The sequence below is a fragment of the Pseudomonas sp. RT6P73 genome (genome assembly GCF_054897715.1).
Genome location: NZ_JBUBUV010000002.1, coordinates 3,321,599 through 3,342,840, shown reverse-complemented (window position 1 = coordinate 3,342,840; position 21,242 = coordinate 3,321,599). Strand labels below are relative to the sequence as shown.

At 60.9% G+C, this 21,242-nt stretch carries 15 protein-coding genes and 1 pseudogene; 8 read left to right on the top strand and 8 right to left on the bottom strand.

All coding sequences use genetic code 11. The features are described from left to right. Window positions 1-160 precede the first annotated feature (160 nt). A complete protein-coding gene (locus tag ACYZT6_RS15920) occupies window positions 161-1,867 on the bottom strand; it encodes an amidase (protein WP_462027730.1) in 1,707 nt (568 codons plus the stop codon). A gap of 128 nt (window positions 1,868-1,995) precedes the next feature. Further along, window positions 1,996-2,889: a LysR substrate-binding domain-containing protein gene (locus ACYZT6_RS15915; RefSeq protein WP_462027729.1), complete on the bottom strand. Its 894-nt coding sequence runs from the start codon at window positions 2,887-2,889 to the stop codon at window positions 1,996-1,998. Window positions 2,890-3,016: 127 nt separating this feature from the next. Between ACYZT6_RS15915 and ACYZT6_RS15910 the strand changes: the two genes are divergently transcribed. The 5 genes from ACYZT6_RS15910 to ACYZT6_RS15890 all read left to right on the top strand — a co-directional run bounded on the left by ACYZT6_RS15910 (window position 3,017) and on the right by ACYZT6_RS15890 (window position 8,668). Next, window positions 3,017-4,363 carry an NAD(P)/FAD-dependent oxidoreductase gene (locus tag ACYZT6_RS15910; protein WP_462027728.1) on the top strand — a complete coding sequence of 449 codons (1,347 nt, stop codon included), beginning with the start codon at window positions 3,017-3,019 and terminating at the stop codon, window positions 4,361-4,363. 50 nt (window positions 4,364-4,413) lie between these two features. Then, window positions 4,414-6,069: an FAD-dependent oxidoreductase gene (locus ACYZT6_RS15905; protein ID WP_462027727.1), complete on the top strand. Its 1,656-nt coding sequence runs from the start codon at window positions 4,414-4,416 to the stop codon at window positions 6,067-6,069. 4 nt (window positions 6,070-6,073) lie between these two features. Next, a complete protein-coding gene (locus ACYZT6_RS15900; protein ID WP_462027726.1) occupies window positions 6,074-7,243 on the top strand; it encodes an NAD(P)/FAD-dependent oxidoreductase in 1,170 nt (389 codons plus the stop codon). Window positions 7,244-7,313: 70 nt separating this feature from the next. After that, window positions 7,314-8,111 carry a transporter substrate-binding domain-containing protein gene (locus tag ACYZT6_RS15895; RefSeq protein WP_462027725.1) on the top strand — a complete coding sequence of 266 codons (798 nt, stop codon included), beginning with the start codon at window positions 7,314-7,316 and terminating at the stop codon, window positions 8,109-8,111. Window positions 8,112-8,275: 164 nt separating this feature from the next. Continuing rightward, the gene (locus tag ACYZT6_RS15890; protein ID WP_462027724.1) at window positions 8,276-8,668 is read left to right on the top strand and encodes a GFA family protein; all 393 of its coding nucleotides are present in this window, start codon (window positions 8,276-8,278) and stop codon (window positions 8,666-8,668) included. 18 nt (window positions 8,669-8,686) lie between these two features. Here the strand turns inward: ACYZT6_RS15890 and phnE are convergent, their stop codons facing one another. The 5 genes from phnE to ACYZT6_RS15865 form a co-directional block, all read right to left on the bottom strand. Then, on the bottom strand, window positions 8,687-9,454 hold the full coding sequence (gene phnE / locus ACYZT6_RS15885; RefSeq protein WP_462027723.1) for a phosphonate ABC transporter, permease protein PhnE: 768 nt from the start codon (window positions 9,452-9,454) through the stop codon (window positions 8,687-8,689). Beyond that, on the bottom strand, window positions 9,451-10,278 hold the full coding sequence (locus ACYZT6_RS15880; RefSeq protein WP_462027722.1) for a PhnE/PtxC family ABC transporter permease: 828 nt from the start codon (window positions 10,276-10,278) through the stop codon (window positions 9,451-9,453). Before ACYZT6_RS15880 ends, phnE begins: the two co-directional genes overlap by 4 nt. Next, window positions 10,272-11,069 carry a phosphonate ABC transporter ATP-binding protein gene (locus ACYZT6_RS15875; protein WP_462027721.1) on the bottom strand — a complete coding sequence of 266 codons (798 nt, stop codon included), beginning with the start codon at window positions 11,067-11,069 and terminating at the stop codon, window positions 10,272-10,274. Before ACYZT6_RS15875 ends, ACYZT6_RS15880 begins: the two co-directional genes overlap by 7 nt. Next, on the bottom strand, window positions 11,066-11,917 hold the full coding sequence (locus tag ACYZT6_RS15870; protein WP_462027720.1) for a putative selenate ABC transporter substrate-binding protein: 852 nt from the start codon (window positions 11,915-11,917) through the stop codon (window positions 11,066-11,068). Before ACYZT6_RS15870 ends, ACYZT6_RS15875 begins: the two co-directional genes overlap by 4 nt. Window positions 11,918-12,092: 175 nt before the next feature. Next, window positions 12,093-12,575 (bottom strand): HIT family protein, encoded by a 483-nt coding sequence (locus ACYZT6_RS15865; protein WP_462027719.1) that lies wholly within the window; start codon window positions 12,573-12,575, stop codon window positions 12,093-12,095. A 195-nt stretch (window positions 12,576-12,770) separates the two neighbouring features. Here ACYZT6_RS15865 and ACYZT6_RS15860 point away from each other — a divergent pair, with 195 nt between their 5' ends. Beyond that, the gene (locus tag ACYZT6_RS15860; RefSeq protein WP_462027718.1) at window positions 12,771-13,154 is read left to right on the top strand and encodes a VOC family protein; all 384 of its coding nucleotides are present in this window, start codon (window positions 12,771-12,773) and stop codon (window positions 13,152-13,154) included. Window positions 13,155-13,572: 418 nt separating this feature from the next. Next, window positions 13,573-17,118 (top strand): Ig-like domain-containing protein, encoded by a 3,546-nt coding sequence (locus ACYZT6_RS15855; protein ID WP_462027717.1) that lies wholly within the window; start codon window positions 13,573-13,575, stop codon window positions 17,116-17,118. Between the two features lie 144 nt (window positions 17,119-17,262). Here ACYZT6_RS15855 and ACYZT6_RS15850 read toward each other — a convergent pair. Then, a pseudogene (locus tag ACYZT6_RS15850) lies at window positions 17,263-17,654 on the bottom strand (IS4 family transposase); the annotation flags it as partial. A 256-nt stretch (window positions 17,655-17,910) separates the two neighbouring features. Here ACYZT6_RS15850 and ACYZT6_RS15845 point away from each other — a divergent pair. Then, window positions 17,911-21,006 carry an Ig-like domain-containing protein gene (locus tag ACYZT6_RS15845; RefSeq protein ID WP_462027716.1) on the top strand — a complete coding sequence of 1,032 codons (3,096 nt, stop codon included), beginning with the start codon at window positions 17,911-17,913 and terminating at the stop codon, window positions 21,004-21,006. Window positions 21,007-21,242 lie beyond the last annotated feature (236 nt).

Below are 21,242 nucleotides of genomic sequence, written 5' to 3'. Positions count from 1 at the left end.
TTTGAGCGGACGCTGGGGGCCGCTTCGCAGCCCAACGGGGGCAAGCCCCCTCGCCACAGGTTTTTTGTTCGACTGGAGATAGGAGGGGGTGTCTTGAGACCCTGGCATATTGATTGCGAAGCGGGATTGGAGCCTGAGCCCCAACCCGCTCGCAGTTTTTTCAACCCAACAACGGCGGGGTCCGCGGCGGGATCATTCTTTTGGTGCCAATCGATTCAAACGCCGAAGCAAAGCGCAGCAGCGCTGAATCGTCATAGGCACGCCCGGCAAAGGTCAGCCCGACCGGCATGCCGATATCCGGCATCACGCCCATCGGCACCGTCACCGTCGGAACACCGAGGTGACGGATGGCGAGGTTACCGTTGGCGACCCACACACCGTTACTCCACGCGATGTCCGCCGATTGCAGATCGACATCGGCATTCGCCGGCCCGACGTCGGCCACTGTCGGGAACAGCACCGCATCAAGGTTCAGCCGATCCATCCAGTCTTCAAGGTCGATTCGACGGGTCTCTTCCAGTCCACGCAGGCCGTCAGGCACCGTGACGATCCGGTCCCACGGCGTGATGCCACGTTCGGCCATCTTCACGTATTCGTCCATGCCCGCGGCAAGGTCGTCTTCGCGGTTGGGCAGGGTGCCCGGGTCGTGGGGGAAAATCAGCGGTCCGTCGACATCGGCCAGGCGGTTCAATTTCGGATCACCGTTGGCCCGCAGGAAATCATCGAACGCCCAGGCCGACAGGTCCCACAACTCATGGTGCAGGAACTCCTTGGACACCAGGCCTCGGGTGAACACGGTCGGCGCGCCAGGGCGATCACCTTCGCAATTGGAGACCAGCGGGAACTCGACCTCGATCACCTCGGCGCCCGCGGCTTCGAGTGCCTTGCGCGCGTCCTCCCAGAGGCTGATCACGCTAGGGCGGGTATTGATTTTCTGCCCCGTCGGGCCACCGATGCCCGGCGCTTCGCTGGTGCCCGCTTCGGGGTCCGCGTTGATGTACATGCGCGGAACGCCGAAGCGTTTCCCCGCGAGTGAATCCGTCTTCGCGGCCAGCTCGGCATAGGAGGTGGGGCGCACCGCAGCGACGCTCGGAATCGGCACCCACGGTTGCATCCGCCACAGATCGCCCCGTGTGTCGGGATCATCCGCCACCACCACGTCGAGCACTTCGAGCAGGTCCGCCATGGTTCTGGCGTACGGCACCACCACGTCCATCGTCGGCGTCAGCGGCCAGTTGCCGCGCACCGAGATCACGCCGCGCGAAGGCGTGTAGGCGCACAAGCCATTGTTCGAGGCCGGGCCGCGCCCGCTCGACCAGGTTTCTTCGGCAAGGCCGAATGCGGCGAAACTGGCGGCGGTTGCGGTGCCGGCGCCGTTCGAGGAGCCCGAGGCAAAAGGGGCTGTCAGGTAGTCAGCGTTGTACGGGCTCTCGGCACGACCATAGACCCCGCGCTGCATGCCGCCATTGGCCATCGGCGGCATATTGGTCTTGCCCAGGCAAATCGCCCCGGCGGCGCGCAGCCGTTCGATGGTGAACGCATCGCGATAGGCAATCAGGTTCTTGAAGGCCGGACTTCCAGAGGCTGCCGTGAGGCCCTTCACCAGATAACTGTCCTTGGCCGTGTAGGGAATGCCATCCAGCGGACCGAGGGTTTCGCCCTTGGCCCGACGGGCATCGGACGCCTGCGCTTCTGCGAGCGCCTCGGGATTGCGAACCACCACCGCGTTGAGCGCGGTCGGCGTGTCGGGGCCGTCGTAGGCTTCGATCCGGGCAAGATAGGCCTGGACCAGCTCAACCGCAGTGGTCTGGCCAGACTCCAGCGCCGCACGCAGTTGGGCGATGGAAACTTCGGTGACTTCGATCATGCTGTTGTCTCAAAATGGGTGTTCATATCGGTTTCTCGTTGCACGGCAATACACGACAGGGTCTGGACTTGTAGCCTGGGCGTCCTATTTAGCATCAAGGCGGGCGCAGATGGAAACGGTGAAACGGTTTAGGCGCTGTTTCGGGTTTGGCCGGGCACTTCCTGTTCCAGCCAGTCGAGGAACTCGGAAAAGCCGCTTGAGCGCTTCACCCGCTTTGGATAGACCAGCGTGTAACGTCCGCCGGTGATGATGCGGCCAGCATGCACGCGGGTCAGTTGCCCGGTGAGCAATTCATCGCGGGTGAGCACGGCGTCGACGAGCGCGATGCCCTGACCGCATTTCACGGCGACGATGGCCGACTCCAGCGTATCGAACGTCAGATGCGCGTTATCGGCCCCGGTCGAGCCCGGGTAATACTCTTCCCAGCGGCGCCAGTCCAGGCGATCCATGCTCGCGTCCACAAGGCGTCCGGTCCTGAGCACTTCTTCCGGGGTCGTCCCGGCGAGCAATGCCGGCGAGCACACCGGAATCAATTCCTCTTCCCACAACTCCAGCGCTTCGAAGTCGGGCCAGGTGGCGGTGCCGTACGCGATCATGGCGTCGATCGATTCGAACGCAAAGTCGGGAAAGCGGTGGTACACCGTGTCGACGCTGACGGTCACTTCCGGGTGCAAGGCATAAAACGCCGTCAGCCGTGGAATCAGCCAGCGCGCCGCCATGGTCGGATGGGCGCGCAGGCTGACACTTCGTCCCACCGAGGCAAGCATGTGCGAGGCATCCGACAGCAGGCCGATGACCTGCTCCGCCACCGGCACCAGGGATCGGCCTTCGGCGGTGAGTACGATTTTGCGCGTGTGCCGCTCGAACAGGCGGTTATCCAGACGCGCCTCCAGCTGCGCAATCTGCCGACTCACCGCGCTCTGGCTCAGGTTGAGCTGCTCGCCGGCCTTGCCAAAGTTGCCCGTCTTCGCAACCGTCAGGAAGGCCTGCAAAAGCTCGATGGATGGCAGTTGGCGGCTCATGTTTCTATGCGCTCCTCGCATGGGATTAATGCAGATACATCACTGTAACTTCGGATGATCGAGGCACATTCTTAGCCGAAACAGCGATGTCGCGCTACGCGTCATTCTCAACCTGACGGTTACCCTTATGAACACTCCAGCAGCGGCATTTGCCAAAGTCCCGGCCTCCAGGGAAGACCTTCTGCCTCGTGAAGTCGACGTGGCGATCATCGGCGGCGGGCTGATGGGGTGCGCCTGCGCGTACTACCTTAGCAAAGCGGGCGCCAAGGTTCTTCTGCTGGAAAAAAGCCAACTGGCAGGGCAGCAATCGTCACGCGCCTGGGGCTTTGTTCGCCAGCAATCCCGGGACGAGGCCGAAGTACCGATGATGCAAGCCAGCATCGAGATCTGGCGTTCGCTGGAACACGAACTCCAGACCGACCTGGGATGGCGCAACGACGGCTGTCTGTTCGTCGCAGGCAATGAGGTCGAACGTGAGGGCTACGAATCGTGGCTATCGGTCGCGCGCAGCTTTTCCCTAGATACCGTGATGCTGTCGCCCCGTGAGGTGGCCAAGAAACTACCGGGTTACGCGGTCCCGCAACTGGGTGGTTTATTTACCGCCAGTGACGGTCAAGCGGAGCCCACGCTGGTGGCTCGTGCGTTCGCGATGCGCGCCCGTGAACTGGGCGCACACATCGTCGAACAGTGCGGCGCCAAAGGCATCGATGTCGCCGCCGGCCAGGTCGTCGGCGTTGAAACCGAACGTGGCTACGTGAAAGCGAAAACGGTGGTGTGCGCCGCTGGCGTCACGACCTTCCGCCTGCTGAAGATGCTTGGCATCTCCCTGCCGCAGCAGCTGGTCAGGGGGACGGTGGCGCGGACCACGTCTGGCCCGACGCTGAGCGGCATCTCGACCATCGCCAATGGTGTGGGTTTCCGGCAACGGCTGGATGGCAGCTTTAACATTGCCGACGACGCCCATGTCGATGTCGACATGACGCTCGGCCATCTGCGCGCACTTCATTGGTATGCACCATCGCTGTGGGCGCAGCGTAAATCGTTTCGCTTCAATCTGAACGGTGCGTGCCTGACCGATCTGCACCAGCGCATGCCGTGGTCGGAGGCGTCGCGGCTCGGCGCGGGGATTCACCAGCGCAATCCGCTTGTCCACCCCAATGAAAAGGGACTGGGACACGCCATGCACGCGCTCAAGGCGGCTTTCCCCGGGCAGGTTAATACGCAGATCGTCGACCGATGGGCCGGCGCGATCGATGTCTTGCCGGACGGCATTCCCGTTATCGACGCGCAAACCTCGCCGCGCGGTTTGGCGGTTGCCACCGGATTCTGTGGCCACGGCTTTGCCATGGGCCCCATCGTGGGCAAGACCCTGGCGGACTGGATTCACTCTGGCAACCCGGGACTGGACGTGCGCCAGCTGCGTCTGTCGCGATTCGCCGAGGGCGACGTCAAGCCGCCGTCTTCGCTGTTCTAGTCCGTACCTATGCATCAAAGCTCACGCGCCTACATTCCGGGGAAAACACCGTGAAACGACCTATCGCACCCAACCTCTACTACGACCCCGCGTCGTTGGCCGGCAAAGCTCCGCCGATCAGCGACGAGACCGATATTCTCATCGTCGGCGCGGGCCCGGCCGGCCTCGCTGCCGCATTGACCGCCGCCGGGCAGGGCCTGCGTGTGACCCTGGTGGACGAAAATCCGGTGCCCCTCGAAACCATGGGCGAAGAGGTGCCGCTGCATTTTGGCGGACGCATGGGCGCTGCGGTTTCCAACCACAACAGCGTGCTGCAGACGCTGCTCGATGCCCGCCCGGAGATCGCCGAGGCGCTCGAAGCCGAGGTCGACGTGCGGCTCGGCACGGCGGTCTGGGGTCTGTTTCCTCAGCAACGCACCACGGCGTGGATCGAGGGCACCGTCGCTGGTCTCGCCGATGCCGAGAACGCGTATCTGCTGCGCTTCAAGCAGGTGATCGTCGCCGCCGGAAGGCGCGACATGGGCCTCGCCTTCGACGGTTGGCATCGTCCCGGCGTGATGGGCGTCAGCGCTGCGTATCGGCTGGCAACGGTTTACGAGGCGCTGGATTGCAAGCGCGCCGTGCTGATCGGCAGCGATACGCAAGCGCTGGTGTCGGCCCACGCGCTGATCAGCAAGGGCGTGCAGATTGCTGCAATCATTGAACAGGCCGGGCAGGTGAGTGGCGATTCCGCGTTGCTCGGGCTGCTGGTCGAGCAGGGTGCTCAGGTGTTGACCGGGCATGTCGTTCGCGAGGCGACCGGAGATGCCTTCGGCGTGAAGCGGATTACTGCGGTGACTGTCGACGCGGCGGGTAGCCCCGTTGGCGGGGCTCTGACCGAAATTGAATGCGACACGGTTTTGCTGGGGGTGGCTGCCATTCCGGCCATCGAACTGATCGAGGCAGCAGGGTGCAGCACGTCATTTCAGGCCGACCGCGGCGGCCACGTCACCGACACGGACTCGGCACAACGCACGTCGTTGCCGTTCGTGCTGGTGGCTGGCGACTGCGCCGGCGTCTGGGCCTCGAAAAGCCTCGACGATACGATTTCCCGGCGCGAAGGGCGGATCGCCGCGCATACCGCGCTGGCGGCGTTGGGTGTGGACGTTGCGCAGAACGACAACGCATCGGCGCCTGACGTGCCGGTCTGCAACGTTGCCGCCAATCGCGAGGCCTGGGTGCGTGCGTCCACCGTCCATGCGCAGAACGAACCCTTCGTTTGCCTGTGCGAAGAGGTCACGGCCAGCGAAATCCTCGGCCAGCAACCGCCGCGCTATCTCGACTGGACACCTGCCGACGCGGCCTTGCAAAACACCATGGCAAACGACTCCCCCCACCCGGATGTGACCAAGCGTCTCACCCGCGCCTGCATGGGTCCCTGCCAGGGACGGCGTTGCCGCGAACAGGTCGCGGCCTTGCTCGGCATCGGCGCCGGTTTGAGTGTCAGCGAGATTGCGCTGGCCTCGTTTCGCCCACCGGTCCGCCCGCTGGCCCTGCACCAGATTGGCCAGATCGAGGAAGCGCCGTCGATGCATAACCGCTGGGATGCCTGGTTTGACATGCCGTCACAGTGGACGCCGTTCTGGCTGTGCACCGGGCAGCAGACCGTGGCCAGGCGCCCGCAGGATGCCGTCGATCACATAAACCCGTCGCAGAACGAGGGCTGACACCATGCAGACAGTCAAAAAATCCTCCAACCGTGCGTCCGTCGTCATCGTCGGCGGCGGCGTCACCGGACTGAGCGCCGCCTGGTGGCTGGCACGCGATGGCGTCGATGTGCTGGTTCTCGACGCCAACCTGATTGGCTGGGGCGCCTCGGGCCGTAACGGCGGCGGGTGTTCGCATCACCACAGTCCGCTGTTTGTGGAAGAACAGCGACTGTGGCCGATGATGGATGAATTGCTCGGTTACCCCACCGAGTATCGACCCGACCGTATCAGCATCGATCTCACCGAACACCAGTTGTCACTCGACAAAAAAGTCGTGGATGAAGCGAAGTATTATGGGTTGCGCGTTGACCTCCTGGACCCTCAGGAGGTTCGGGAACTCGTGCCCTTCGCGGGCGATAACGTGTTGGCGGGCTACTACTACCATTTCGGCGGCCACGCCAATCCGCACCGTACGCTGCAGGCCTACGCATGGGCGCTGCAAAATCTCGGCGGCCGCGTTCTCGAGCACACGCCCGTCGTCGCCATCGAACGCCAAGGCGACCGCGTGACGGGCGTGCGCACTGCACAAGGCCTGATCGCCTGCGACCACTTGGTGATTGCCGCCGGCCCGCATACCGGTGAATTGGCAGCCCAGCTTGGCGTAGACATTCCGCTGGTCACCGCTCGTGCCGAGATGATCGTGACCGAACCGCTGCCGTTACTGGAGGTGGGTGGTGTGGATGGCAATGGTTTGTATGGCAGGCAAACCCTGCGCGGCAACCTGGCGTATGGCGGTGGCCCGCATGAATGGGTCGAGCTCGCCGACCTGCGCGGCACACGTCCGCAGTCGACCCCGCTGCAATGCAATATCGCCAAGCGACTGGCCGAACTGTTCCCCAAGATTGCTCACAAGCGGGTGATTCGCAGTTGGGCCGGGTTTATCGAAAACACACCGGATGGTCGTCCCGTCATCGATCGTCCTGCGGCGCTGGATAACGTCACGGTCGCGACGATGTCCGGTGTCGGTTTCGGGCTCTCACCGGCGAGCGGTCATGCCATCCGCGATCTGGTAGTCGACGGTGAGTGCAGTTTTGCCGACCTGTCGACGTTCTCGCTCTCTCGTTTTGCGGCCCTCGAGTCAGATTGGCAAGCGATCCAGGGATGGCTGCCGTTGCCTGTACCCGGGGCTTAAAAAGGCTTTTTTGTTCTGATGTTGAATCGTTTTGTTCGCAACCATCCTCCTGAAAAAAAAGGGATCGACCATGAAACGAATATTCCGCAATCTGGTTTTACTGGCCTCAATCGGCATGACGTTGAGTTCCTTTACGGCTCCGGCCAGCGCAGCAGACGACAAGCTGCGTTTCGGTGTGGCCGCCGAGCCGTATCCACCGTTTCTGGTCAAGACACCCACCGGGCAATACACCGGTTTCGAGCCCGACCTGATCCGGGCACTCTGCGAGCAGATGAAAGCCGAGTGCGAGATCAAGGAAGTAGCTTGGGACGGCATTATCCCGGCGCTGCTCGCCAACAAGTTCGACGTGCTTTTCAACTCAATGGGCATCAGCCCGGAACGGCAGAAAGTCATCGCCTTCTCGCGTCCTTACTATGAGACGACAGGGATTTTCGTTGCTGCGAAGGACGTCAACCTGACGCTGACACCGGAAGGCCTGGCCGGTAAATCCATCGGTGTGCAGGGCTCGACCACCAACGCCGAGTTCATCCAGACCGCTTACGGCAAGGCCTCGAACATCCGAATCTACACCACGCAGGATGACTGCAACGCCGATTTGCTGGCGGGTCGTATTGACGTCATGTTCCTCGACAAGTTGGGCGACATCGATTTCCTGAAGTCCCAGGACGGGTTGGCGTACGAGGAGAAGGGCGTCGGCAGCGTCAAGATGGACCCGTTGCTTTATGGTCTGGGGGTCGGTGCGGGCCTGCGCAAGAGTGACACAGCACTCAAAGAGCGAATCGATGTGGCGCTCACGCAGTTGCATGCTTCTGGCAAGTACACGCAAATCTCGCAAAAGTACTTTCCGGTCGATCTCTGGCCACACTGACATCCAGCCGCGGAGGAGACCTTAACAGCGTCTGATTTTATCTAGCGACCGGCCGCTGCATCTGCCAGTGCAGCGACCACCTGTTTCTCGATGTCCTTCTCGTCCGGACGCCCGACGGCGCTCCTTGTAAACACTTCGATCGCTTGATTCAGAGGAGACGCAACATGGATCGATTCACCGGCGGCTGCCTGTGCGGCGATGTTCGAATAGAGGCGTCAGGACGGCCATACCGGGTCGGCCTTTGCCACTGTCTCGACTGCCGCAAGCATCACGGGGCACTTTTCAACGCCAGTGCGATTTTCCCTCAGGAGTCGGTGAAGATCGTTGGCGAAACACGTGACTACGCCGGGCGGCATTTTTGTCCCCGCTGCGGCTCTTCCGTTTTCGCACGCACGGACGACGAAATCGAAGTGAACCTGGGTTCCCTGGATGCCCCTGACCAACTGATGCCAACTTACGAGAGCTGGATCGTGCGTCGCGAGTCCTGGTTGCCGGCGTTTCCACTCGTGAGACGTTACGAGCACGATCGTGAGGGTACGGGGAGGTCTGAGGAGTAGACGGTTCTGCGAAAGCCGTCAGGCCTTGACCCAGCGTTGGCGACTCCAGCTGCTCAATGAACCGACGGCGAAGACCAGGAGCAGCATGGCCAGGATCACCGTGCTGGCTTGAGCTTCCTGGAACAGGCTGAGACTGACATAGAGCATTTGCCCCAAACCACCGGCGCCGACGAAGCCCAGCACACTGGCCATGCGGATATTGTTTTCCCAGCGGTACAGGATGTAGGCCAGGAGCTGTGGCAACAGGTTGGGGAGGGTGCCGTAACAGAATGCCCAAACGGCATTACCGCCTTGCAGGCGGATGGCTTCGGCCGGTTCTGGCGGGGTGTTTTCAAGTGCTTCGGCAAACAACCGGCCGAGTACGCCAGTGGTGTGCAGGGCCAATGCCAGGGTGCCGGCATTGGGACCGAGCCCGGCGGCCAGGACCATCAGCGCGGCCCACACCAGTTCCGGAACCGCGCGCAAGGCGTTGAGCACCAGACGCGACGCACTCTGAAAAGGCCAGCCGAAACGCCCGGCCGCAGGCAATGCCAATAGCAGGCCGAATACCGCCGCGAGCAGGGTGCCCAGGGCAGACATGGCAATGGTTTCCAGTGCGCCGTGTCCGATGGCTTGCAGATGACCCGCGCTCAGGTCCGGGCTGAGAAAACGCTGCGCATAGCCCCCCATCTGTTTCAGGTTGCCGGTGGCACCGAGCTCGCCAAGGTCGATGTTCAAGTAGCTGAAAGAAGCGGCGACCGCGATGCCGATTGCAACGACCAGGGCCAGGTTGATCAGGCGATTCATGCCAGCCTCCAGCGCAGCAGGCGGCTGAGTTGATCAGCGAGCAGCACCAGTAAAAGAAACGTCAGCAACAGACTGGCCACTTCACCGCCAGCGAACATGCGTAACGACAGATCCATTTGCTGGCCCAGGCCACCGGCACCAACGAAGCCCATCACCACCGAGGCGCGGATCGCGCACTCCCAGCGGTACACCGTGTACGACATCAGTTCCGCCGCGACGTTGGGCAATATCCCGTAGCAAAATGCCGCCAGCCGACCGCTGCCTGAACGCAGCAACGCGTGGGCCGGGCGCTGGTCCACCGACTCGAAAATTTCCGCGTAGACCTTGCCCAACATGCCGCTGTAGGTAATGGCAATGGCCAGCACCCCGGCGGTCGGGCCGAGGCCGACGGCGCGCACGAACAGCAGGGCCCAGACGATTTCCGGCACGCTGCGCAGGAAGATCAGCAACCCGCGTACCGGCCAACGCAGCAATTGGCCGCCGAAGCTTGGGCGACCGGCACGAGAGGCCGCCGACAGCGACAGGGCGCGACTGGCCAGCAGGCTGGCGGGGACGGCCAACAGCAACGCCAGGGCCATGCCGGCCGTGGCGATGGCCAGGGTTTGCAAAGTGGCTTGCAACAGCAGTTCAATGAACTCTTCGCCATGGGCCGGTGGCCAGAAGGCCGATACAAACCGGCCCATCTCGCTCTGACTGTCACTCGCCACCAAGACACTGAGGTCCAACTCGCTGTAGCGGATGCCCGGCCACAGCAAAGCGATCGCCAGCAGGCTGAGCAGCAGACGGGGCAGGGCGGCAGGATCGCGGGAGGCGGACGTCAGCATCGGGGAATCTGCACACTCAGGGACACCGGAGGCACGGGCGAGGATTGCAGTTGTTCGTTGGCGTAGAGCTTGTCGAGCAGCTCGCGGTCTACCTCGCTGGCCGCAAGGTCGAACAGGATCTGCCCGTCACGCAGGCCGATGATCCGTGAAAAATGCGCCAGGGCCAGCTCCACCGCATGCAGGCTGGCGACCAGGGTGACACTGTGCTCCCGGGCATGGCGACAGAGCACCGACAGCGTGTGCTCGGCCAACACCGGGTCCATCGCCGATACCGGCTCATCGGCCAGCAACACCTCGGGCGCTTGATACAACACGCGGGCTATGCCCACGCGCTGAAGCTGCCCGCCGGACAGTTGCTGGCATTGCGCGAACAACTTGTCGCCGAGGTCCAGCCTGGCCAATGCCGCACGTGCGCCGGGAACATCCAGCGGATGCAGCAGGTTCAGCAGGCTCTTGCCCAGGCCCCACTGACCCAGCTTTCCAGCCAGCACCGCAGTGACTACACGCTGGCGCGGTGGCAGGGGCGGCGATTGATGGATCAGACCGATACGCGCGCGCAGACGCTGGCGCTGCCGGGCAGACAGCTGCCACGCGCGCTCGCCGAGCACCTGCAACTCGCCGTTGTCCGGTCGCAGGGCGGTGGCCAGCAGGTTGAGCAGGCTCGACTTGCCAGCGCCGGACGGTCCGATGATGGCAACCTGTTCGCCCGCACCGATGTGCAGGTCCACGTCACGTAACGCTTGCACGCCATTGGCGTGAGTCAGGCTGGCCTGGGTCAGACGCAATGTCATTTCAGCAGTTCGGCGGCGCGTGCGGCTTCCTCGATGCCTTTGTAATTGTCAGGACTGGTTTCGATGAAACGGCTGGCGGCCTGCAAATCGAGAATTTCCTTGTCCTTCGGGTTCGCCGGATCGAGTGCGAGGAAGGCTGCCTTGATCTTCGCTGCCAGCGCCGGGTCGAGGGTGCCGCGCACGGTCCAGTTGTAGTCGAAGTAGGTCGGGGTGGTCGCAAATACTTTGACCTTGTTGGTATCGACCTTGCCGGCGGCGACCAGTTTTTCCCACACGCTGGCGTTCAGAACTCCAGCGTCGACCTTGCCGGCCTGAACCCAGGCAACGGTAGCGTCATGGGCACCGGAGTAGCCCACGCGGCTGAAGTAGGTTTCCGGCTTGATGCCGTCCTTCAGCATGAAGTAGCGCGGCATCAGACTGCCCGACGTTGAGGACACCGAGCCGAAGGCAAAGGTCTTGCCCTTTAGATCGGCGAGGGATTTGACGTTCGGGTCGGCAGTGATGAATTTGCTGGTGAACTGGGCGTCCTGTTCGCGCTGTACCAGCGGAATCGCATTGCCGGTTTTCAGGCGCGCCTGCACGAACGTGAAACCGCCCAGCCAGGCCATGTCGATGCGGTCGGTCGCCAGCGCCTCGACCACGGCCGGATAGTCGCTCACCGGCACGAACTCGACCTTCATGCCCAGTTTTTCTTCGAGATAGGTGCCAAGCGGCTTGAACTTGCGCAGCAGTTCGGTCGGGGCTTCATCGGGAATCGCGCTGACTTTCAAGGTGTCGGCGGCCTGCGCCAACAAGCTGCCAAAAGACAGGGTAAAGCCGACGGCCAATGCCAGGGTACGCTTGAGCATGAAAGCTCTCCGGTGGAATGAACGGAAGAATGTCGATGCGCCTGGCACAAGCTGATTGCTGCCTGGCGCTTTTTGAGAGGGTAGACGAAGCGCAGCGATATTAACCGCTTTTGACCTAATCAATATGTGTCGTGGAGGGGGGCAATCGACCCCAGAACAGACAAACTCGCTGTCCCTATCTGAATGCTTTGCGCAAATCATCAATGACCCGGTTGATTGATGGCCCTTGCACTGCCGGCGGCTTCGGGCTCTCTCCAAATTCACGCCAGATGAACAGCGTCAGTTCCGCTCCGTCAGTCAGTGACCGGGCGTTTTCGTTGCTGGCGAATGTCTGCAAAAGCCTGTACCTGGCATCTTTCCAGAAAAGCTCCTCGACCCAGACGTACACCGGAATGAAGTGAAAGTGGATCGGGTAGCCAGGGTCATGACCGAATCGACTGATGTACAGCCACTTCGGCTTCAGCTGCCATACAAGGGTTTTCTGGATGTTGGCCATCAGCCCACCCAACTCCGCCAGCGCACCGTCGGGAAGGTCAGCCAGCGAGTTGACGTGAGTCTTCGCCCCCAGCATCAGATAGCCGGGAAGCGCCGATGACAGGTGATGATTGAGAAGCCAATGGTCGGTTTCAAGAATGACGAATTGTGGTGCTACTTCCATGTGCTGATGTCCATGATCATGAGGCACACAGGGTATCAAGGCATCGGCTGTTGTGAAGGGCACCGCTGTTTCTATGCGCTCTTCGCATCGGATTAATACCGATTCATCACTGTTCTTTCAAATGACCGGGGCACATTCTTGGCCGAAACCACGACGCCGTACGCGTCATTCTCAACCTGACGAAGAGCTATAAAAATGAGCGTATTCACTCACGTTACAGTCGGCACCAATGACTTGAGCAAGGCCCGCAATTTCTATGACAACGTACTGGGCGAACTTGGCCAGAAACGTATCGCAGATCTTGGCGACAACGGTTCTATCTGGGGCGAGAACGCCCCGGCTTTCTTCGTTCTGAAACCGGCGAACGGCGCACCTGCCAGCGTTGGCAATGGTGTGACTGTGAGTTTCGAAGCACCGACGCGTGCCGCCATCGACGCGTTTCATGCAGCCGCATTGGCCGCTGGCGGTACGTGTGAAGGCCTCCCGGGACCGCGTGGCTGGGCGCCGAATGCTTACGCTGCGTATGCCCGTGATCTTGATGGCAACAAACTGGCTGCCTATTGCTTTAATCCCGCTTAAGCCCGTATGAGGCTGATGCCGTTCGCTAAAAAAATCCTCAGTTGAGCAAGACCTGTGGCGAGGGGGCTTCTGTGGCGAGGGGGCTTCTGTGGCGAGGGGGCTTGCCCCCGTTGGGCTGCGAAGCGGCCCCCGTGTCCGTTCAAATGGACCGAGTTGTCCGGATTTACGACTGCTTCGCAGCCGAACGGGGGCGAGCCCCCTCGCCACAAATGCAGGTGTCTATGGCTAATCCCACGGACAAATAACGAACCTCCCGGACCAATCACGCAGTCATTTTCGATAAGGGGACGCATCTATTTATCCCATCTCCCCCAACCATTCGTCGCCACTGTCAGATCTGACAGTAGCCAGCTCCCCGCCGATCCTTGTGTGATAGCCCCATCGCCTGGCCTCGTCCGCCAGCCCAAGGAGCCTCACCATGACCACCCCGTCCCCCGTCGAACCGAATAAAATCACCGCCGTCCTCAGGCCGCCGTATATTTCGGGCATGACGGAGATGAAGGACCAGCCGCCCTACGACGGCGGCATCCCGTTGCGGGCGCTTGAGGGCGATCTGCAGGTGATCATCAACGCCTGGGAAACGATGAACATCGGCGATCTGGTCGAGATGTTCTGGGGCAACAGCAGCGCCCCGGTGTGGAGCAAAACCATCGAGCTGGAGAGCGAGCTCAACAAGGACGTGGTGTTCCGCATCCCCGAAGGTTTTATCCTCGACGGTGACGCCACCCCGGTGTTTTACCGCATCACCCGCCCGACCCAAGGGCCGCAGGATTCCACGCCGATCTTGACCCTGCTGGTCAAACGCACTCGTCCCGGCGGCCTCGACGACAGTCCCGAACCGGGGCACGACGGGCTCAAGTACACGCTGACCCCGGACATTTCCAACGGCGTCGACCCCGGCATGGCCGAGCAGGGCGTGCAGATGCGCATCGAGCCGTACGAAAACATCACGGTGTACGACCGCATCATCGCGCGCTGGGGCAGTCAGGAAGTGATGTATTACCCGGTGACCCCACAGCAAGTCGAAAACTCGGATCCGATCGTCATCACCTTCACCAAAGCCGTGATCGAAGCCGCCGGCGACGGGACGCGGGTGGCGGTAACCTATCAGGTGATCGACCGCTGCAACAACTACCCCGACGAGCGTGCGCCGTGGGCGGCCAGCACCCATGTGCTGGTCGATCTGGGCGGCAACCGCTTGAACGCGCCGCTGGTGCTGGTGGAGGGCAGACCGACCAACACGATCGACCTTGAGCAACTGGGGGAGACCGATGTCGTCGTGCGGGTGTATACGCCTGAAGCGGACTTTGCCATCGGCGACAAGATTGTCATGACCTGGTCCGGCACCCCGGCCGAAGGCGGGCCGATCGTGGTCGGGCCACTGGAGCAAACGGTCGAGTTCATGCCGTTTCAGTGCGACTTCATCATCCCCAATGCCTCGGTCAAGGCGATTGCCAAAGGCTGGGCAACCGTGTCGTACCTGCGTGTGCGGGACGGCGTGGCCAATCGGCCGTCGAAAAATGCCAGCGTCGACGTGGTGGGCGAGATCAGCCACTTGCTGGCGCCGAGTGTCAAGGAGGCGCCGGGTGGGGCGCTGCCAACGGAAACGCTGTGGGCGACGGTGAATATTCCGTGGTATCCGGGGCGTCAAAGCAGTGATCAGGTGACGCTGATCTGGGAGGCCCAACGCGGCGGTACCACGGTTTACTACGAGGATTCGCGCCCGGTCGGCAACATCGCCGATCATGACCCTGTCCTGCGCAGCGTGGGCAATGCCGAGATCCGCCGGTTCGACGGCCTCAAAGTGAAGGTCTATTACCGCGTGGCCAACGACGATGCCTTGGTGCGCAGCGTGCGCGAGTCGCAGGCGTTCTGGATGCAGGTGGGCGAGGTTGCGCCGCAGTTTGTGCGACCTGAAGTGCAAGAAACTGAACCCGACGGCGACGTGCTCGACCCGGACAAGGTGCCGCCTACCGGCGCCACCTTGATCGTGCCGTTTTTGGGAACTCAGGCCTTGGATCGGATGACCTACCGCTGGCGCGGATCGGCCAGCGGCGGCAGTACCAGCGATTTTGTCGACCTGACCTCGCAGACGGCGGGGAAGGTGGTGAAGTTCACCATCGCCAAGTCCTACGTGATTGCCAACCTGAACGGCACGGTGGTCGCGGACTACACCATCGTGCGCAACGGGGTGACGCTTGGGCAATCGTTTGAGTTGAGATTGGGCATTGGCTACATCGAACCGGAGATTCATTCGGTCAAAGATCTTGCAAATGCTGAAATTCCCAATGGCGGTGCGACGATCGAAACCAGCATCACGCTGACCGGCACGGCCAGTAAAGGTCAGAAAGTCGATGTGCTCGATGGCGCGGTCTCCAAAGGTCAGGCCACCGCGAACCTGACGACGGGGATCTGGACGCTTCTGGTGACGGCACTGAGCGTGGCAGCCCACAGCTTCACTGCCAAGGCGTTGTACGGTCCGGGGCAGAGTTCCGCGGCACGAACCTTGACCGTGACAGCGGTGATCGCACCGACTATTTCCTCGGTCAAAGGCAACCCGAGCGGGGTCGAAATTCCCAATGGCGGTACGACGATCGAAACCAGCATCACGCTGACCGGCACGGCCAGTAAAGGTCAGAAAGTCGATGTGCTCGATGGCGCGGTCTCCAAAGGTCAGGCCACCGCGAACCTGACGACGGGGATCTGGACGCTTCTGGTGACGGTACTGAGCGTGGCAGCCCACAGCTTCACCGCCAAGGCGTTGTACGGTCCGGGGCAGAGCTCCGCGGCACGAACCTTGACCGTGACAGCGGTGATCGCACCGACTATTTCCTCGGTCAAAGGCAACCCGAGCGGGGTCGAAATTCCCAATGGCGGTGCGACGATCGAAACCAGCATCACGCTGACCGGCACGGCCAGTAAAGGTCAGAAAGTCGATGTGCTCGATGGCGCGGTCTCCAAAGGTCAGGCCACCGCGAACCTGACGACGGGGATCTGGACGCTTCTGGTGACGGCACTGAGCGTGGCAGCCCACAGCTTCACCGCCAAGGCGTTGTACGGTCCGGGGCAGAGTTCCGCGGCACGAACCTTGACCGTGACAGCGGTGATCGCACCGACTATTTCCTCGGTCAAAGGCAGCCCGAGCGGGGTCGAAATTCCCAATGGCGGTACGACGATCGAAACCAGCATCACGCTGACCGGCACGGCCAGTAAAGGTCAGAAAGTCGATGTGCTCGATGGCGCGGTCTCCAAAGGTCAGGCCACCGCGAACCTGACGACGGGGATCTGGACGCTTCTGGTGACGGTACTGAGCGTGGCAGCCCACAGCTTCACCGCCAAGGCGTTGTACGGTCCGGGGCAGAGTTCCGCAGCACGCACTTTGACCGTGCTTACGGAGTTCAAGCTTGATCCGACCCCAATGGTGCTCAGCGGCTTCAACATTTCTATCGCGGGTACAACGCTCGATTGGGATCATACCGGCAACAACCCCGCAGGCACCGTAGAAACTCGCAGACCTACCGGTGGCCTCCCTCCTTACACCTATGAGTCTTCAAATCCTGCGATTGCCTCTGTCAGCAACTTAGGTCAGGTGTGCAGCGAAGGAAATGGAACTACCACCATCACCGTGACCGATAAAAGCAAGCCGCCTCAAACCAAGTCATTCAGAGTGACGGCCTCAAATGTCATCCGTATGCTCCACAACCCAACACCCCTCATGTACCCTCAATCCCTTAACTGGATCAACAGTGTCGGCGGCACACTCATACCGTATAATGTTTACGATTTTCGCTTCCAGATCATCGTTACTCGCTATAGGACGCGCTCATACAAGTACAACATCGGCTCGGTCATACCATCATCACCCAACAACGACCCACACCTTTTTCTTTATACCGGTCATAAGTGGGGGTTCGCAGTCATGAACGGCCCGTCCGCTCTCCCCGTCGTGTGTTACAAAATGTAGTGGACAACTTGGCGAGGGATTGCGATCGAAAAACGTTCATTCACTTTGTCATGAGAAAAAGGGGACCAAGTTAAGTCGACAGATCTGTTCACGCGTCGTTACGTTCATGACCGGGGCGAAATGAGGACGGAAATTGAATGGCACTTACTTAACATGTTTAGTGTGCCCATTTTTCCTGGCATCTGCCCGTGCTAATCGACGTGATTTGGTCAGCAGGAGTAGGCTTGAGGCCTTCGTTTTATGCCTCGCGGCTCGATACGACCAGGCCGGTTTCCAACGCGCCTTTGAGCGATCAGCGTCAATAAATTTGAAAGGCCATCCTCTTCTTCAGGGCGGCCATATTGTCGCAGCGCCAGCCATAGTTGAAGGCTGTGTTTGAAGCTCAGTTCGCGAGGTAAGCAGTCAGCTAATAGAGCCGATTGTGGCATGAGCATTCGGATCAGATTGTGTGCCAACAGATAGACCCATAACTCCTTGACTGCCATGCCTGGGGTTTTGCAGCTTAACTTTCCAAGTACCAGCGTAGCTTTGAGATTTCAAGGGAAAAGAAGATGCATTTATTTATAAGTTCTGTCTCTGATGGATGTTTACTCCCGCTGGATCGTGCAAGGAATCCAAAAAGGCACCGCTGCACAGCCCAACGTCAGGGGAGAAAAAAGGAGTGCACCCATTCATCCCATCATCCCCAACCATTCGTCGCCACTGTCAGATCTGACAGTAGCCAGCCCCCCGCAAAACCTTGTGTGATAGCCCCATCGCCTGGCCTCGTCCGCCAGCCCAAGGAGCCTCACCATGACCACCCCGTCCCCCGTCGAACCGAATAAAATCACCGCCGTCCTCAGGCCGCCGTATATTTCGGGCATGACGGAGATGAAGGACCAGCCGCCCTACGACGGCGGCATCCCGTTGCGGGCGCTTGAGGGCGATCTGCAGGTGATCATCAACGCCTGGGAAACGATGAACATCGGCGATCGGGTCGAGATGTTCTGGGGCAACAGCAGCGCCCCGGTGTGGAGCAAAACCATCGAGCTGGCGAGCGAACTCAACAAAGACGTGGTCTTTCGTATTCCCGAAGGTTTTATCCTCGACGGTGAAGCCAGGTCGGTGTTTTACCGCATCACTCGCCCTACCCAAGGGCCGCAGGATTCCACGCCGATCTTGACCCTGCTGGTCAAACGCACTCGTCCCGGCGGCCTCGACGACAGTCCCGAACCGGGGCACGACGGGCTCAAGTACACGCTGACCCCGGACATTTCCAACGGCGTCGACCCCGGCATGGCCGAGCAGGGCGTGCAGATGCGCATCGAGCCGTACGAAAACATCACGGTGTACGACCGCATCATCGCGCGCTGGGGCAGTCAGGAAGTGGTGCATTACCCGGTGACCCCACAGCAGGTCGAAAACTCGGGTCTGATCGTCATCACCTTCACCAAAGCCGTGATCGAAGCCGCCGGCGACGGGCCGCGGGTGGCCGTCACCTATCAGGTGATCGACCGCTGCAACAACTACCCCGACGAGCGTGCGCCGTGGGCGGCCAGCACCCATGTGCTGGTCGATCTGGGCGGCAACCGCTTGAACGCGCCGCTGGTGCTGGTGGAGGGCAGACCGACCAACACGATCGACCTTGAGCAACTCGGGGAGGCCGATGTCGTCGTGCGGGTGTATACGCCTGAAGCGGACTTTGCCATCGACGACAAGATTGTCATGACCTGGTCCGGCACCCCGGCCGAAGGCGGGCCGATCGTCGTCGGGCCACTGGAGCAAACGGTCGAGTTCGTGCCGTTTCAGTGCGACTTCATCATCCCCAATGCCTCGGTCAAGGCGATTGCCAAGGGCTGGGCGACTGTGTCGTACCTGCGTGTGCGGGACGGTGTGGCCAATCGGCCGTCGAAAAATGCCAGCGTCGATGTGGTGGGCGAGATCAGCCACTTGCTGGCGCCGAGTGTCAAGGAGGCGCCGGGTGGGGCGCTGCCAACGGAAACGCTGTGGGCGACGGTGAATATTCCGTGGTATCCGGGGCGTCAAAGTAGCGATCAGGTGACGCTGATCTGGGAGGCAAAACGCGCAGATAGCACTGTCTACTACGGGGATCCGCGTCCGGTCGGTAACATCGCCGATCATGAGCCTATTCTGCGCAGCGTGAGCAATGCCGAGATCCGTCGCTTCGACGGCCTCAAAGTGAAGGTCTATTACCGCGTGGCCAACGACGATGCGTTGGTGCGCAGCGTGCGCGAATCGCAGGCGTTCTGGATGCAGGTGGGCGAGGTGCTGCCGCAATTTGTGCGGCCTGAAGTGGATGAAGTCGAACCCGGCAGCGACGTGCTGGACCCGGACAACGTGCCGCCTACCGGCGCCACCTTGAAAGTGCCGTTTCTCGGAACTCAAGCCGGGGATCGGGTGAGCTACAGCTGGTGTGGATCGGCCAGCGGCGGCAGTACCAGCGATTTTGTCGACCTGACTTCGCAGACGGCGGGGAAGGTGGTGAAGTTCACCGTCGCCAAGTCCTTCGTGATTGCCAACCTGAACGGCACGGTGGTCGTGGATTACCGCATCGAGCGCAATGGCGTGATGCTGGGGCAGTCGTTTGAGTTGAGGTTGCGGGTGGGCAGTGCGGTGGTGGAGCTGGATGCGCCAACGCTGGTATCGTCAGCGACCAACCCCATTGATGCGCTCCACTATCCAAATGGAGTTGATGTGCGAGTCGACTTTACGGCGGCATTGGCCGGAGATCAGGCACAACTTATCCTGCTCAATCCGTTGCCAGGTTCACCGGAGTTTGCGGTGTTACTACTGGAGCAGAAGTTCGCGATATTCAAGCTGGATGCCGCGTTTCTCGGTCGGTGGCACGGCAAGGGGCCGCAACTGGCCTGGAAGCTGATTCGGGGAGGGCAGGAGATTGCCGAGTCGTTATCGCTGGTGGTGACGGTGAATCGAATCGCGAATGAGGATTCGCGGTTGCCGAGGCTGATGATCGATGGCGCGACAGCAGATGGGATCCTGGATGTCACCGAGATGCAGGACACCGCGCAGTTGAGGGTGGCCGCGTGGTTGCTTCAGGTGTCAGGACACTGTGTCTGGCTGCGGTATGACGGTACCCTGGAAAACGGTCAACAAACCGAGAAGGTGATTTGGCAAGGGGCCGCTCATGCATCGACCGACGGATTGGTCACCCTGGCCGCCATCGAGTGGTTGAAGACACTCAAGGGCGGCAGCGACGTCACGATTACCTTCAAGGTGAACTTCGACAAGGTGGCCAACGAACCTACGGCGGTGGCTTTCCCCCTGTGCATCTACAGGGTCAGAACACTCCCTGCGTTCGAGCTGGATCAGACTCCAATGATTCTCAAAGGTATCAATGTTTTTATCGCAGGCACAGGGCTCAATTGGCAACCCACCGATCACGAGCCAGCAGGCACGGCCATGACCCGAACCCCCACCAGCGGCACCTCGCCCTTCACCTATCTGTCCACCTATCCAAACATCGCAACAGTCGATAGCAATGGCCGGGTACGCAGCGTGGGAAACGGATCGGCCACAATTAAAGTTTCAAACCATGAAGGCACGAAATCGTATCAAGTCACCGTATCCGAGGTATATCGGTGCCTCTATACCCCCATCCCGCAAGATTACGAATCATATGCGCGATGGGTGACGGACGTACAGGGCGACATTCCCACATACCTCTCCCCCCATATCCTCAATGTTCTCATTGCCAAATACACACCCCCTCCCGAAGGATTCCCTGTCACACGCTTCGGACCGAAATTTTCCCCCAGCGGAGGTTGGGTAAGCGCGACTTTCAATGCCACCGCCACCACCGGCTGGCAAAGAAAAAGTTTGAAACTGCATGTGATGGCCGGTGGTATGTGCGTCACCTTCCGCCCATGACTTGAATCAAGGCTTAGTACGAAAAACGTTCAGCCACCTCAGCCACTTTTTCGCGGGGGAAGTGGCTGAGGCTTACTCCTAAAGCAGGCGGTTTTCGATGATTAGGGCGTAGGACGATAGGAGAAAGTGTCTAGTCCTGAATAGGTTTACACCTTTTTCAGGACTAGACGTTTGGTAAAAAAAGGGGACGCATCGGAAAAGGGGACGTCCATTATCGGTCTCTCGTAGATATCGCT